Source organism: Aliamphritea hakodatensis (genome assembly GCF_024347195.1).
GTDB classification, from domain to species: Bacteria; Pseudomonadota; Gammaproteobacteria; order Pseudomonadales; family Balneatricaceae; genus Amphritea; species Amphritea hakodatensis.
In genome coordinates, this window is the sequence record NZ_AP025281.1 from 4,237,189 (window position 1) to 4,251,964 (window position 14,776).

Genomic DNA, 14,776 nt, shown 5'->3' on the forward strand with positions numbered 1-14,776 from the left:
TGCACAAAGCGTTCCCTTTCTCTATAAACAAATATAAATCAACAACATATCAAACGTGCTACAAAGTCGTTGCCGCCTGCAGCGGCAAAGATCTGTAGCACGTGTCATTCTGAGACACATTTTTACAGTAAAAACGCTTGATACAAGATGAATACAGCCATCGGACGACGGCTTCCGGCACGTAAAAATATGGTGCGTATTTTAGCAAAATAAGACCCGTAACAAAAACCTTATTCATGCTTCAACCCCCGGAAAAACCAACCGTATCAAGCACGTCTATCCCACCATATCTGTCTGAATCAAATCTGAAAAACTCACTGAAATTGCAGCTTTGCCTTCCCCCGCGTCGCCCGGTTACCAATGCCACAGAACAAATATGTTATCCGCCTCAATACTTACCACTTTCAGGATTACTGCTCCGTGATATCCATCATTTTTATAACAGGCATTCTTTTATATCCGCAGCCAGACTTCCATCTTAAAGAAGGCCACTTCATACTATTGATAAAGTTAGGTAAATTGACGTCTGAAGACGTTAAATCCGATTCATGTACAGAGGTTCTCAGAATCAATGCCTTTGCTCTTCAGAATTAAAAAAGTCTTCCTCCGGCATTTTATGGATTTACGCTGGTACAGCATCGTGCTGGCCTGCGCCTTCTATATCATCATGAGCTGGGGCTTACTTCAGCTGGCCGGCGAACAGGCATTGCTTAACGGTGCAGATTTCATCTACTGGATAATCGTGACGGCATCAACGGTGGGCTACGGAGACTTTTCTCCCACGACGGCTGCCGGTAAATACATTGTTTCTCTGTTTGTAATTCCGTTCGGCCTGGGGCTGTTCGGTCTGGCTGTCGGCAGGCTGGCGGCATTTGTTTCATTCCAATGGCGAAAGGGGTTAAGAGGTTTGAAAACGTTAGATTACACCGGGCATATTCTGATCATGGGCTGGAATAATGACCGCACATTACAGCTTATCAGGCTGCTGTTACGGGAGATTGAATATCATCACGAAACCCAGCGGGTAGCGCTGTGTGTGAAAGCGGATATTGAAAATCCGTTACCCGACGAAATCGGTTTTATCCGGGTAAGCAGCTTCAACAATGACGAACAGATGTCCCGCGCCGCGTTAAAGCAGGCCAGCTGTATCATCATTGATAACCCTGAAGATGATCTGACCATGACCACTGCCCTGTACTGTTCTGATCAGAATCCTGACGCCCATATCATTGCCTATTTTAAAGAAGAGAGCCTCGGCAAACTGCTGAAAGCCCACTGCCCGAATGTTGAATGCATGCCATCGGTGGCAATCGAAATGCTGGCTAAATCTGCGATGGACCCGGGTTCCAGTGCCCTGCACCATCAGTTACTGGATGTACACAGCGGCATGACCCAGTACTCCATGCCATTCGGTGCCAGCAAAACAGTGACCGTGCGGGACTTATTCCTGACACTCAAAGAACAGTATGCTGCCACACTGATCGGCATTTCCAGCCAGGGGTATGACGCCATTGAACTGAACCCGGCACTGGACCAGTCCGTTGCACCGGGCAGTACCCTGTATTACATTGCCGATGAACGGATTAACCAGCTTAACTGGGATACATTTTAAGCCCCCCTGCTAAAGGATACTGCATGCTTACCTCACTCGCCGGACTCACGAACTTTGCCCTGTATTTTGCCGTGGCCATCGGCTTACTGCTGGCGTTCAAATTTATTTACGCCTTCATCACCCCTTACGATGAGTGGAAGCTGGTCAGGGAAGAGCAGAACGTAGCCGCCGCAACCGGCTTTACCGGCGCAATTATCGGTTTCTCGCTGGCACTGGCCAGCGCCGCCGCAAACTCAGTTTCACTGCTCGATTTTGCCATCTGGGGAGTCATCGGTCTGGTTGCCCAGATCCTGGCCTTCCTGATTTTACGCTTCGTGTTTATGCCAAAGCTGGTACAGCGGATTAAGGATAATGAAATCTCAGCGGGCATCATGCTCGGGGGCCTGTCAGTGGCAGTTGGCCTGTTAAATGCGGCCTGCATGACTTACTGAAGGATATAGCCATGAAAAGGACCCAAGCTATTAATCTGCAGCGGATGCGTAAATGCCTGAAGCCGCGTCTTAAGCCACTGGCCGTTGCCGTTTCATCTGTGATGCTGGTTTCCTGCAGCGACGTGGATGTTGAAGTGTATGAAAGCGTTGCCCAGTGCATCGCAGAAAACCCGCTGATGCTGCAGGACTGTGAAGCCGCATACCGCCATGCCCAGTCAGAATCCTTCCGTACCGGCCCTAAATATCAGACAGAACCGGCCTGTGAAGATGAGTTCGGTGATGAACAGTGCATTCCCTATAACGTACTGAATAACCAGACCTGGTTTATGCCCATCATGGCCGGTTTCCTGTTTTACAACGGCAATGACTGGGACAATGATGATTACATCTCCAGCCCGCTGTACAGCTCCAAATCCCGCCGTTCCCGGGTGTTTGGCAAATGGACCAGCGCCGACGGCATCGTTTACGGCCCGAAACGCTACGGCACCATTACCGTGGACAAAAGCAGCTTTAAACTTAAGCCAACCACCACCCGGACCCTTTCCAGAGGTGGCTTCGGGCTGAGTGTCGCCTCCCGTTCCAGCCGGGGAGGCTGATATGCAGCGCCACCAGAGCCGCGAACGTCCGGGCTGGCAGAGCCGGGCAGCGGAGTTCGGTTTCACCTTTCATACTATGTACGGCGAACCCTACTGGGATGAATCCATCTACTATGAATTCAGCCTGCAGCAAATTGAGAATCATATTGAAGATCCGACAGAAGAGCTGCACCGGATGTGTCTGGCGGCAGTGGATGAAGTCGTCAGCAGTGAAGCCCTGATGGCGAAATTTCAGATTCCGGATATCCACCGTGATCTGATCAGACACTCCTGGCTGCGCAAAGATCCCAGCCTGTATTCCCGCATGGACCTGGCTTACAACGGCAGCGGCCCGGCAAAACTCTACGAGAACAATGCTGACACCCCCACCAGCCTGTACGAAACCGGATTCTGGCAATGGCTCTGGCTGGAAGACAAAATACACAGCGGCGACTTACCCAAACAGACTGATCAGTACAATTCCCTGCAGGAAAAACTGATCGAACGGTTTCGGGAAATCCGCCAGCCCCGGCTGGATTCCATGCTGCACTTTGCCTGCGCCAAAGACACCGATGAAGACCGGGGAACGGTACAATACCTGCAGGACTGTGCCAGCGAAGCCGGTATCCGCAATAAATTTACCTATGTGGAAGATATCGGTCACGGCGTCGGGGATGTGTTTACCGACATCGACAGTGAACAGATTCGCTGGATGTTTAAGCTTTATCCCTGGGAGTTTATGCTCCGGGAAGACTTCGGTGACCTGCTACAAAAATCGGCGGTATCCTGGCTGGAGCCCCCGTGGAAAGCACTGGTGTCCAATAAAGCCATTCTGCCGCTGCTGTGGAAAATGTTCCCCGGCCACCCCAACCTGCTGCCGTCATATTTTGAAGAAGACATGCCGTCCTCCGGGCTGAGCCGCTATGTGCGCAAACCTATATTCGCCCGTGAAGGCGCCAACGTCAGCATTCATGTGGATGGCCAGCAGATCGAAGCCTCGGAAGGTCCCTACGGTAAAGAAGGTTTTATTTATCAGGAATACTGCCCTCTGCCCCGCTTTGCCGGCAATCACACCCTGATCGGTTCCTGGCTGATCAATGACCGACCTGCCGGTATGTCTGTCCGGGAAGACAGCAGCCAGATCACTCAGGACTTATCCCGCTTCGTGCCGCATATTATTCTCGACTGAGATATCTGCGGCCTGATTGATATCTGACATAACAGTCACCTCAAAAGGCTGTTATTTCAAATATCTATGAAGGCCATTAAATAAATCACATACCATTAAATTATGCGCAATTTAATATTCATGCATCGCTCCTCACACATAACGAACAGGTGATGTAATGAAAAAAATGCTGTCTTCAGGAACACTCAGAAAAATACTCACAGGTGCGGGCTTGTGCAGCCTGACGCTGGCGGTTCAGGCCCAGGCTCTGACGGCCCAAATAGGTGCGTATCCTGGCAATGCAACTGCAAATGCCAGCGGTAATATATCGGTCACCTTTACAGACAACTACCTGACGATGTTTTACGAGTTGCAAGGCGTCAAACCGGTGACCAGTGGTGGTGTGCATATTCACACAGGCACCAGTTGTGACAACGCCAGTGATGTTGGCGGACACTACTGGGCACCGGTTGAAGAAGGGGATTACTGGAAAAGCGCCCGCTGGGTTGCAGACAGTGCCGGAGATGCCAAAGGCAGTTTCCGGCTGGTGTCCGGTATCGATTACAGCGGCAACAAAGGCCATGCAGTGGTCATCCATGACGATACCGGCAGCCGCATCGGCTGCGGCATTCTCAACTGAAAAACCGATCAGCAGTATTTGGGTTTAACAGACAGGCCCCAGAGCGTTCAGGGCCTGTTTTAAAACCGCCGTATCTGCAGCTTGCTCAGTTTTCCCTCAGAATTCATACCGTGCGGTCATGTAGAACGTACGCGGGCCACCCACATTGATCCGGTAAGCATCACCACTGCCGTTGGCCAGATAATGGGGTTTATCGGTCAGGTTTTTGATGCCCGCCTGTAACCGCAGTGACTGCTCATTCCCCAGCGGAATGTAATACCAGGTCGCCGTATCAAAAACAGTGTAGGAAGGCAGCTTGAAGGTGTTTGCATCGTTACCGTAGCGTTCCCCCACGTGCTCCATGCCCAAACCAACCCCCAGGCCGGCCCAGTCGCCCCCCTGCACTTCATAAGAGCCCCAGATCCGGGCTTTATGCTGCGGAATGCTGTACGGGCGGTTACCTTCATTCGCTGTTGATGTGCCGCTGACACGGACAATCTCGCTATCCATGTAGGAGTATGAGGCCAGCACGTTCAGGCCCGGCACAAACTGCATGGTACTGCTGATATCCACACCCCGGGTCTGCTCTTCCCCGTTCAGGTAGGCCACCAGATTTTCGTAACGCAGGACATTCTTGCGGGTCAGATCATAGGCGGCCGCCGTGAAACGCAGTTTGTCATCCATGAAACTGGTTTTAATCCCCAATTCAATCTGGGATGAATCTTCCGGTGCCAGCGACGCAGATGACGCCGCTGATCCGGCAGTAACACCGATGTAGTTAGGCGTAAAAGACTCACTGTAAGACGCATACACCGCCACTTCATCGGTGATGTCATACATCAGCCCCGCCTGGGTACTGATATTGTCATTTTTAGTGCTGACTTTACTTACTTCCGGTGTGGCCAGTTTTTCAAAGCCCTGTTGCCCGGAATTGATGGCCCGGTAATAGGTTGTGCTGGTCTCATCGATTTCAAACCGGTCATAGCGAATCCCGGTCAGTAAATTCAGCCGGTCGGTCAGATGAGCCAGATTCTGGACCGACAGCCCGAACTCATCAATGGTTTCTTCACTGTCATTCAGTAATGTCTGCGCCAGTTTCTGATTGGCCGGCTGCACCGAACTGTTGATATCAACCACTGAAAGGTCATACACATAGGCGCCAAAACCCCCGGCAATCAAAGGCGCCGGAGTATCCGTCAGGGCCGCCCCGTCGGCATCTTTTACCTTGCGGCGGGTATAATTAGCCCCCAGATACAGGGTGTTATCAATATCACCGATCTGATAGTCACCGCTGAGGCTGTCAGACAGGAACAGATCACTTTCTTTAACATCAGGGTTAGTATCGGAAATCCGCACTAACTGACCGTTTGCCTGAACAGAGCTGCGGTTCAGCCCTGCCAGCGCAACACTCAGGAAGTCACTGCCGGCCGGAACAGCATTCAGGCCGGACACCGGACGGGTTTGGTAGTCATCAAACTTTTTTTCGTAATAGCCAAACTTCAGACGGTTGGTCCAGCCATTGTCCAGCTCATGATCCCAGTCAAACTGAATTCTGCTGTCAGTACTTTCCCGTTTATCATGTTCGCTGCCCAGCCGCCGTTCTTCCGGAATATCGGCAATGCTGATATTGCCGCTGGCATCCGCGATTGCAACGGTCCCCCGATCAATGGGTAATGCCTGTTTGGCGTAATTCAGCCGCAGGGTATAGGTATTTTGCTCATCCGGTGTATAACTGATGGATGGCGAAATACTGAAGCTTTCCCGTTCTGAAGGGAAGGTACCTTCGGTGGTCTTTACTTCCCGGAACGTCTCGCTATCTTCTCCGGACATAATCAACCGGTACTGCAGATCCTCCGACAGAGAACCGGTGCTGTCCAGCACCAGTTTTTGCTTACCATGTTCATCCATTTCCAGCTGCAGTGAGTTGGCCTGTTCAGCTTCCGGCTTCTTGGTAATGATATTGATCAGACCACCCGGACTTACCTGCCCGTGCAGCACCGATGCAGGCCCGAGAATGACTTCGGTGCTCTCTACATTGGCCAGATCAATGTTGTAACGGTTACTCACCGGGTTACCGTCAACGAACAGATGGCTGCTGGTAAATCCGCGGATATTGACTTGGGTTTCGGTTCCGCCAAACCCATGTGCACGGGTAACACCCGCCGCATTCATCAGCAGGTCATTCATATCATTGGCATTCTGATCCAGAATCAGCTGTTCCGGTAACACCTGCACGGTCCGGGGCAGTTCATCAATATCCGCTGGGAAACCTGTCGCCGAAGAGGCTTCATCAAACTCGTAACGGCTCAGGGGAGTGCCGTATACCACAGCAACCTCAGCTTCCGGCACATCACCGGCGGCATTCTGTACTGCCGCATCTGCAGGGGTGATCACCAGTTGTTTGCCATCATTGATCCGGAAACTGAATCCGGTATTGTGTAGCAAATGCTCCAGTGCCTGGCCAACCGTCATGTCTGAATCAACCGCGACCGCTTCCTGCTGAAAGTCACCTGCCGGCATCAGCACAATCAGCCCGGCCTGTTCAGCCACACTGATGAGAGAACGCTGCAAGCTCTGTACAGGAACAGCATTTTGCAGCGGGTGAGTGAGTACATCCTCCTGCTGGGCGAATGCCTGAGACGACATGCCCATCGCAAATGCTGAACACAGCAGCGTGCGCATAAAACCTTTCCGCAAAGAGACGGATGCAGATGAAACATTTACAGAATTCTGGCTGGATGCCATGACCTGAAACTCCTGACAACTGAATAAATATCAAAAATACAAATACAAACAATTCGCATTACTTAGATATTAAGTACGTTACCGGGCCGTGTTTACCCAACCCTCTTCAGGAAAAAAATTTCAGCGGTGTAATAAAACCAGTGAATCAGACAGCGTCAGATGCCTGATGCCCAGGATCTGCTGAAGCATTTGCAGCGTTGTCGGGAGATCATCCAGTGGCAAAATACCGCTGACCCGGGCATCCAGTAACCGGGGGTCAACCGAACGGATCACCGCTGAATAATGCCGGTTAAGCAGCGTCACCAACTCGCTGACGGACATGTCCTCAACACTGACCATACCCCGCTTCCAAGCGGGCCAGTACTGCGCGCTGCCTGTCTGCAGATCCAACTGTCCTGCGCGGAACAGCAATTCCTGCCCCGCATTCAGCCTGATCCGGTCCGCAACGGTGCCGGAATCAACGATGCCTTCCGTCAGGGTAACGGTTATCTGCGACTCACTCAGGCTGATGTTAAATGCCGTGCCGACGGCCGTCGTCAGCGTCTCACCGGCAATGACCCGGAAAGGCCTCAGGGGGTCTTTAGCCACTTCAAAAAAAGCGTCTCCGCGCAGCAAGGCGACCCTTCTTTCCGCTGCTGTCATCGCCACATCCACCGCCGACCCGCCACTCAGATAAAGACGGCTACCATCTTCCAACACATGCATCTCCTGCTCACCGCTGGCCGTCACATAGTCCGCGTTGCTCAGCGGCAGCAATACGGAGCCGGGCACAAACACAGTCATAAACAGTAACAGACAGCACAGGGACGCCCCCAGCCAATAGCATAATTTACCGGAACGCCACCGCCCGGCCGGAGCAACCACTGTGTCCTGTTCCGCCGGCACGGTAACGGCGGCTTCATCAACCCGGTTTACGTTATCCCAGAGCAACAGAACCTCCAGATACAGGCTTTCGTTGTCCGGATGGCTGTCCTTCCATTCAACAAAGGCCTGCTTAAGACGGGGGTTTTCCGGATCTGCCTGTAATGTAAGGAACCAGTCCAGCGCTTCATCCTGACTGGCGCTGGCAGCATGCTGCCTGGCTTGTGAAGAAGAATGTATCGGTGACATCCGGCGTCCCTCAGTTCAGATCTTTCAGTAACGCATGGCGGCATTTCTGCAGTGCGTTTTTTAAATGCTTTTCAACCATTGTCTGTGAAATGCCCAACTCCCTGGCAACTTCACGTAATGGCATTTCCCTGAAACGTGCCAGTAACAGCGTTTCCTTACTGCGCGGCGGCAATTGTTCAATGGCGGCCCGCAGGCTGTCTATTTCCCGCTGCAGGGCAATGCTCTCAAGGGCGCCGGGATCATCGGATGCCCATTCCTGCAAAATATCATCGGATTCCGTTTCCGGCGTCCGGTGACGGGCACGTAAATAATCAACCGTGACATTACCGGCAACCTTGTGGATAAAAGGCTTTACCTGGCGAATGGTATCCAGTGCGGGCATGCGGGACAAACGGATAAAGGTTTCATGCAGCAGCTCTTCAGCGATATGCCGGTGTTTTACCTGCCCCTGAATCTGCAATAACAGCGCCTGCCGGTATTGCCGGTACCAGTTTTCCAACACACCGCCCTGCTGTGCGACCGCCTCCGGTGGCCGGTCTTCCAGCGCGACATCATATGATTGACTGCTCATTATTCCGAAATACAACCTGATCCAGTTCCGCGGTACATCGTCACAACCATCGGCATCCAGGGCTGTAACACTTAAAATCCGGCGCAGAGAATACTAGAGAGACAGCCTTAATTCATCAAAAATGATAACCATTAACAAATAAAACAAATAATCAGTTCCGAAATAATCAGCAATAAACGTCTCCATAAGCAGACAAACTTGCCATACACCCTACCCAAAGTGGGTTTTAGTCATTGAGTCCCGGGCAAATCGGCCGCTAATATGAATATAGAATGAACAGAATAATCATAAAAATAATTATCCGGCCCCCATCTCTGCGTGCTTCCGGTTCCGGTTCTTCCGGCTGTAGTACCCGGATAAGCACCCAGATATGCAGCTGACCGCCGGACCACAAGCAGACTCTGCATGACAAACAAGACTGATGAGCTTATAAAACGAAAAATCACCGATGAGGATGTCATTGCCGGCGAAGCACTGAACTGGGATATTTTTTCCTCAGGGGGATCACTGCTGCTTTCAAAAGGCCACGTGATCAAAAGCGATAGCCAGATCACTCAGCTGATTGCCCGCGGAGCCTGCTATTACTGCTCCCCCGAAGAGGTGACTGCAACCAAAAAAACCAGCCGCGACCCCAATGAACCGGCGGTCAGTTTTCTGATCATCAATACCTTACTTGATCATCTGAAAAATGCATTCGCCATTCTGCACGAAGAAAATGATCCCACCTTTATTAACCGAATCATGCGCATCGCACTGGATATTCAGTATGCCTGCGATGAAAACACGGATGCGATGGTTGGCAGTATTCAGCTCAATCAGGAAGCTCCTAATTTTCTTGCGCACCCGCTGCACAATGCCATTCTGTGTGAAGCCGCCTGTCGCCGTCAGGGTAAGGGACCGCTGGACCGTTTACCTATTCTGGTGGCAGCCCTGACCCAGAACATTGGCATGCTGAGCATTCAGGAGCAGGTCTTTCATCAGGAAGAAGCCCTCAGCGAAGAGCAGCAGACCATTATCGATGAACACCCGCAAACCGGTCATGACTTACTGGTCAGCCACGGGGTAACTGAAAAACGCTGGCTGACAGCGGTCCGGCAGCACCATGAACGTATCGATGGCAGCGGTTACCCTGCCGGTATCAGCGGCGCAGATCTCAGTGAAGACGCCAAACTGCTGGCCATTACCGATAATTACACGGCACTGATCCGCCCACGGGCTTATCGCAGCAGAATTCTGCATAAAGACGCCCTGCGGCAGATGCTGCAGCAACGCGGCAGCTCCATTGACGGCGACCTGGTTACCCTGCTGATCAATGCCATTGGCATTTATTCTCCGGGCAGCCTGATTGTGCTGACAAGCGGTGAAACCGGGATCGTTACCCGGCTCACTAAAAAACTGGATGAACCCCAGATCCGCCTGATCAGTGACGCCCGTGGGCATGCCAGTGAAATCGGCGAGGAAACGCCTACCGGCGGCGACACTGGCCTGACCATTAAAAACATGCTCTGCGCGAAAGAAAATCAGCATCTGCTGAAAGGCCTGCGTACCGTCTGGCCCATGCAACACCCTCTGGCCCGGGACGAAATGTAACCCGCCTGCGTTCTCTCCGGCGGGCAAAGCCGATACCGATTGTCAATTTTCGCCCGTAATCTGTCACCTGTGTCCGTCGCTGACCGTTACATCCTCTTATAGGCTAAGCCTTTCTTTTTTGCAGCATTTTCAAGCTGCAGACAACGCTGGCCGCCAGCAGAGGATATCCAATGACCACACTTATGCACGCCCCGTTAACCTGCTCACTGGCCGCCCGTATAGCAGCCGCAGAAGGCGGGGTTTCCCTGAATACTGAGTACCTGAACCTGCGGACCAAAACACTGGAAAACGGCACATCCCTATATGATATAAACCCGCTGGGGCAGGTATCCGTACTGCAGTTTGATAACGGTGAGATTCTGACGGAAACCTCAACCTGCCTGCTGTGGATTCAGTCGCAGTCGCAAAACAGCCACTTTCACCGTGCACCGGATAGCCCGGACTATTTTCAGATGCTGCGCTGGATCGCCTTTTGCGCCACCGAATTGCACAAGCAGATCTTCAGGGTGGTTTTCTATCCGGAAGCCACCGACAGCGTCAAAGATAAAATCCGTGATCTGGCACCGTTACGCTTTGACGTGCTCAATAAGCATCTGGCTGACAGACAGTTTCTGCTGGGGGATAACTTTTCGGCCGCCGATGCTTATCTGACCTGGTTCTTTGTACTGGCAGAAAACGCACGACTGAACCCGACTGAATATGAACACCTGAATGCATACCGGGAACGGGTTTTATCCCGTCCGCTGATCCGCGCACTGATCGAAAGCGACCGCCTGAAAGACAGGGAAATGAATCAGCAGATTATTCCGGAAGTCTGATACAGATAACTAAAAAGCCCGCGACAGCTGAACTGTCGCGGGCTTTTCCGTCAGTCTGATCAGCCAGTGATCAGAATTCTTCCCATTCATTACCACCGCTCTGCACCAGATCTACCGGACGGCTGCTTTTCTGCTTCAGCGGGGATTCAACATCGCGCTGTTCATTGGCTGAGCCCATCAGCTTACTGAGGGCATCATTTTTTGCCACCGCATCAGGCACTGCCCCGGTATCATCCACAGAGAAGAACGCAATCAGGTCCATCATCTGCTGAGACTGCTGATTAACAGACTCACTGGCAGCAGCGGTTTGCTCAACCAGTGCAGCGTTTTGCTGAGTGCCTTCATCCATTGAACCAATGGCAATGTTCACCTGTTCAATGCCGCTGGCCTGCTCCTGGCTGGCAGAGGCAATTTCGGACACGATATCACTCACTTCTTTGATCGATTTAACAATCTGCTCCAGTGACTCCCCGGACTCGCCCACCAGACGGGTACCCTCTTCCACCTTCACCACACTTTCGTTAATCAGATCTTTAATGTCTTTCGCCGCACTGGCACTGCGCTGCGCCAGGCTGCGTACTTCAGACGCCACCACCGCGAAGCCACGGCCCTGCTCACCGGCCCGGGCAGCCTCAACGGCTGCGTTCAGTGCCAGCAGGTTAGTCTGGAAAGCAATTTCATCGATGACACCGATGATCTCAACAATCTGCTTACTGCTCTGGTTAATGGTCGACATGGCTTCTGCAGACTCGGTGGCAACCCGGCCACCCTGTTCGGCCTGATCCCTTGCACCGCTGGCCAGCTCGCTGGCCCGGCGCGCGTTATCCGCATTCTGTTTCACCGTTGCGGTCATTTCTTCCATGCTGGACGCGGTTTCTTCAAGGCTTGCGGCCTGATCTTCCGTGCGCTGGCTCAGTACTGTATTGCCCTGGGCAATCTCACCGGCACCGTGGTTTATCTGCTGACCGTTAGCCCGGATATTCATCACAGTTTCGCTCAACTGATCCATGGTGGTATTCAGCGCCCGGTCAAGGGCCTCAAACTCACCCTGGAAGTCACCGTCCATCCGCTCTCTCAGATTACCCTGTGCCAGCTCTGACAGTACCCGGCGCACTTCCTTGATAGGCACCACCACGGTATCCAGCATCTGGTTAACCCCTTCACTGATGGTTTTCATAAAGCCATCGTAACTTGAGGTATCCAGACGGTCATCCAGTTCACCGGCAACCGAACGGGCAATCAGTGCTTCAACTTGTTTCTCAGCATCCAGCTGTTCCGTGATATCCGTCCATTCAATCACGGTTCCCAAACGCTGCCCGGCATCATTCACAACCGGGTTAGCAATCAGGCTGAAGTGATGATCTCCGATCTGAATATTGGTCCGGTAAGTAGACGTCAGTTTTTCCAGCATCCGGCTCTGAAGGTCCTCATCAGTAAAGATCCCGCCAATGCTGGCACCCGGCAACGCATTAACATCAAACTCAGGCAAATCCTTCCGGATAGCGTCTTCAGCGCTCCGCAACATATTGTTCACAGCAGGGTTAAGGTAAATCAACTGACCATTGGTATCCGCCAGCATGACATTACTGGAAACGTTATCCAGCGCCACCTTAATGCGCAGTGCTGATTCAGCTTTGGCCCTGCTTTCATTCAGTTCACAGCCCAGCTTTATCTGCATGCTGGTCAAAGCACGCAATACATCACCAATCTCATCTGCCTGACTAAGATCGGCGCGGGTCGTGAAATTACCTTCGGAAATAGCTTCAAACATGCCCACTGCCGAATCCAGCGGCCGGGTAATTCCGCGGACTGTCCGCCAGTAGAGGAACAGTGCCATAATAATGATCAGTGACACTACCCCAAGCTCTATGCCCTGGGTAATACGCAAACCGGTTACCCGGTCATTCAGCAGGTAATTCAGCTGATGTTCGGATTCATCAAACAGCGCAAAAATATGATTGATGACCTCGGTTCCCTGACTGAAATAAACATCGCTGCTGACCGTTATTACATTGCGGGACAACAACTGCTCATCCACCAGATGGAGATAGTCTTTCGCTTCACGCAGTACACCTTCAACCTCATTTTTCAGGCTCGCTTCCAGCTGCGGGTTCGCTTTAAATAAAGACTGATAACGGTCATCAATGTCATGAATATACTTTTCAACCAGCCCATGCATTGATAGTACGGCATCACGGCGCGATTCATTCATAACACCGGCAGAAATAGCCGCTGCACCTGTACCACGCATAACCCCTAATGTATCTGCCAGTGGCAGTAACTCATTCACCGTCAAACTGATCAGCAATGAAGAATCCAGATTCGGGTCTACCGCCATGCCGGACTTATCCGATATATGCACAATAAATTCAAACAGGGCATTAATAATGGCACTGTGGCGGACAAAACTCTCCTGACCACTCAAACCGCCCAGTTGGCTTTCCAGCGCCGGCCACCGTGACTTAAGCGTCTGCCATTCACTACTCAGTTTCAGTTCTGAGCCATATTCGGCGTTTACCTGGTCAATCTGGGTAATACTTGCGGCAATATTGTTTTTCAGTTCGGCTAACCGGCCAGCCTGACTACTATCTCCATTTTTATACGCGGCAGTGCGCCCCCGGTGTTCTGCCAGATTCTGCTGCAAAGTACGCAATGGCATAATGAATTCCACACCGTGTACTTCATCCTGCGCTTTGGCAATTTCACTGTTTTGTTCCGCAACCACCAGGAACAGCAGCGCCAGCAACGGAATCAGCACCATTGCCAGTGAAAACGATAATTTCTGAAATAATTTCCAGCGGGAGAAAAAGTTCAGTCGCTCCCAGCGACGGGCAGCATGCAGCGTCGCCTTGCCGGCATTTATATTCCGGTAAAGCGCATCGGCTTCATCAATTTGCTGGCGGCTGGGCTTGGAACGGACAGACATATAGCCACTGACGTGGCCATTTTCTTTAATCGGCGTAACATTGGCCTGTACCCAATAATAATCACCGTTTTTACAACGGTTCTTTACCATCCCGATCCAGGGCTGTTCAGCCTGAAGCGTCTCCCATAAATCCTGAAACGCCGCTGGCGGCATATCCGGATGACGCACCAGATTGTGGTTTTTCCCGATCAGTTCATCCAGTGTAAAACCGCTGATATCCACGAAGTCCTGATTACAATCGGTTATAACTCCCTTCAGGTCAGTTTTGGAGACCAGCTCCTGACCTTCCTGCATCATGACTTCCGTTTCAGTAACCGGCATATTGATCTTCATGCACACTCTCCCATGGATTTTTCCAGCAACCTTTCCGGACTTAATTGTTCTACTGCCCGATTCCTGAAGGAACCGTGTCCGGGATTTTTATCGGATGTAATCAGGCACCGCCTGCAACCGTGTTACCTCCATCACCCCGGGTAAATCACGGTTTACATCCGCATACAGCATAGGTGGGTTAACGGCACTTTGAATAGCGACATGGCTATTTGATTGACCATTTTGGGGAGAACTCTGACTTTCCGCATTCAGGAGGGGAAAAAGCTTACAAATCATCA

Annotated in this window: 11 protein-coding genes; 7 read left to right on the forward strand and 4 right to left on the reverse strand. The window is 51.8% G+C overall.

Going from position 1 to position 14,776, the window contains the following annotated elements:
- Positions 1-616 precede the first annotated feature (616 nt).
- The 5 genes from PCI15_RS19265 to PCI15_RS19285 all read left to right on the forward strand — a co-directional run bounded on the left by PCI15_RS19265 (position 617) and on the right by PCI15_RS19285 (position 4,426).
- Positions 617-1,612 carry a potassium channel family protein gene (locus PCI15_RS19265; protein WP_271271533.1) on the forward strand — a complete coding sequence of 332 codons (996 nt, stop codon included), beginning with the start codon at positions 617-619 and terminating at the stop codon, positions 1,610-1,612.
- A gap of 23 nt (positions 1,613-1,635) precedes the next feature.
- Positions 1,636-2,043: a DUF350 domain-containing protein gene (locus PCI15_RS19270; protein ID WP_271271534.1), complete on the forward strand. Its 408-nt coding sequence runs from the start codon at positions 1,636-1,638 to the stop codon at positions 2,041-2,043.
- Positions 2,044-2,054: 11 nt separating this feature from the next.
- On the forward strand, positions 2,055-2,639 hold the full coding sequence (locus PCI15_RS19275) for a DUF1190 domain-containing protein (RefSeq protein ID WP_271271535.1): 585 nt from the start codon (positions 2,055-2,057) through the stop codon (positions 2,637-2,639).
- A 1-nt stretch (position 2,640) separates the two neighbouring features.
- Positions 2,641-3,807, forward strand: coding sequence for a glutathionylspermidine synthase family protein (locus PCI15_RS19280; protein ID WP_271271536.1), 1,167 nt, complete (start codon positions 2,641-2,643; stop codon positions 3,805-3,807).
- 157 nt (positions 3,808-3,964) lie between these two features.
- A complete protein-coding gene (locus PCI15_RS19285; protein WP_271271537.1) occupies positions 3,965-4,426 on the forward strand; it encodes a superoxide dismutase family protein in 462 nt (153 codons plus the stop codon).
- Positions 4,427-4,522: 96 nt separating this feature from the next.
- On the opposite strand, the gene PCI15_RS19290 is transcribed toward PCI15_RS19285, so the two are convergent.
- From PCI15_RS19290 to PCI15_RS19300, 3 genes are all read right to left on the reverse strand, one after another.
- Positions 4,523-7,087 (reverse strand): TonB-dependent siderophore receptor, encoded by a 2,565-nt coding sequence (locus PCI15_RS19290; RefSeq protein WP_271271538.1) that lies wholly within the window; start codon positions 7,085-7,087, stop codon positions 4,523-4,525.
- 183 nt (positions 7,088-7,270) lie between these two features.
- Positions 7,271-8,260: a FecR family protein gene (locus PCI15_RS19295; protein WP_271271539.1), complete on the reverse strand. Its 990-nt coding sequence runs from the start codon at positions 8,258-8,260 to the stop codon at positions 7,271-7,273.
- Positions 8,261-8,270: 10 nt separating this feature from the next.
- On the reverse strand, positions 8,271-8,831 hold the full coding sequence (locus PCI15_RS19300; protein ID WP_271271540.1) for an RNA polymerase sigma factor: 561 nt from the start codon (positions 8,829-8,831) through the stop codon (positions 8,271-8,273).
- 405 nt (positions 8,832-9,236) lie between these two features.
- Here PCI15_RS19300 and PCI15_RS19305 point away from each other — a divergent pair, with 405 nt between their 5' ends.
- Positions 9,237-10,421 (forward strand): HD-GYP domain-containing protein, encoded by a 1,185-nt coding sequence (locus PCI15_RS19305; RefSeq protein WP_271271541.1) that lies wholly within the window; start codon positions 9,237-9,239, stop codon positions 10,419-10,421.
- Between the two features lie 170 nt (positions 10,422-10,591).
- Positions 10,592-11,239 carry a glutathione binding-like protein gene (locus PCI15_RS19310; protein WP_271271542.1) on the forward strand — a complete coding sequence of 216 codons (648 nt, stop codon included), beginning with the start codon at positions 10,592-10,594 and terminating at the stop codon, positions 11,237-11,239.
- Positions 11,240-11,309: 70 nt separating this feature from the next.
- Here PCI15_RS19310 and PCI15_RS19315 read toward each other — a convergent pair whose 3' ends face one another.
- Entirely contained in the window at positions 11,310-14,498 is a 3,189-nt protein-coding gene (locus tag PCI15_RS19315) for a methyl-accepting chemotaxis protein (RefSeq protein WP_271271543.1), read from the reverse strand.
- Positions 14,499-14,776: the final 278 nt, after the last annotated feature.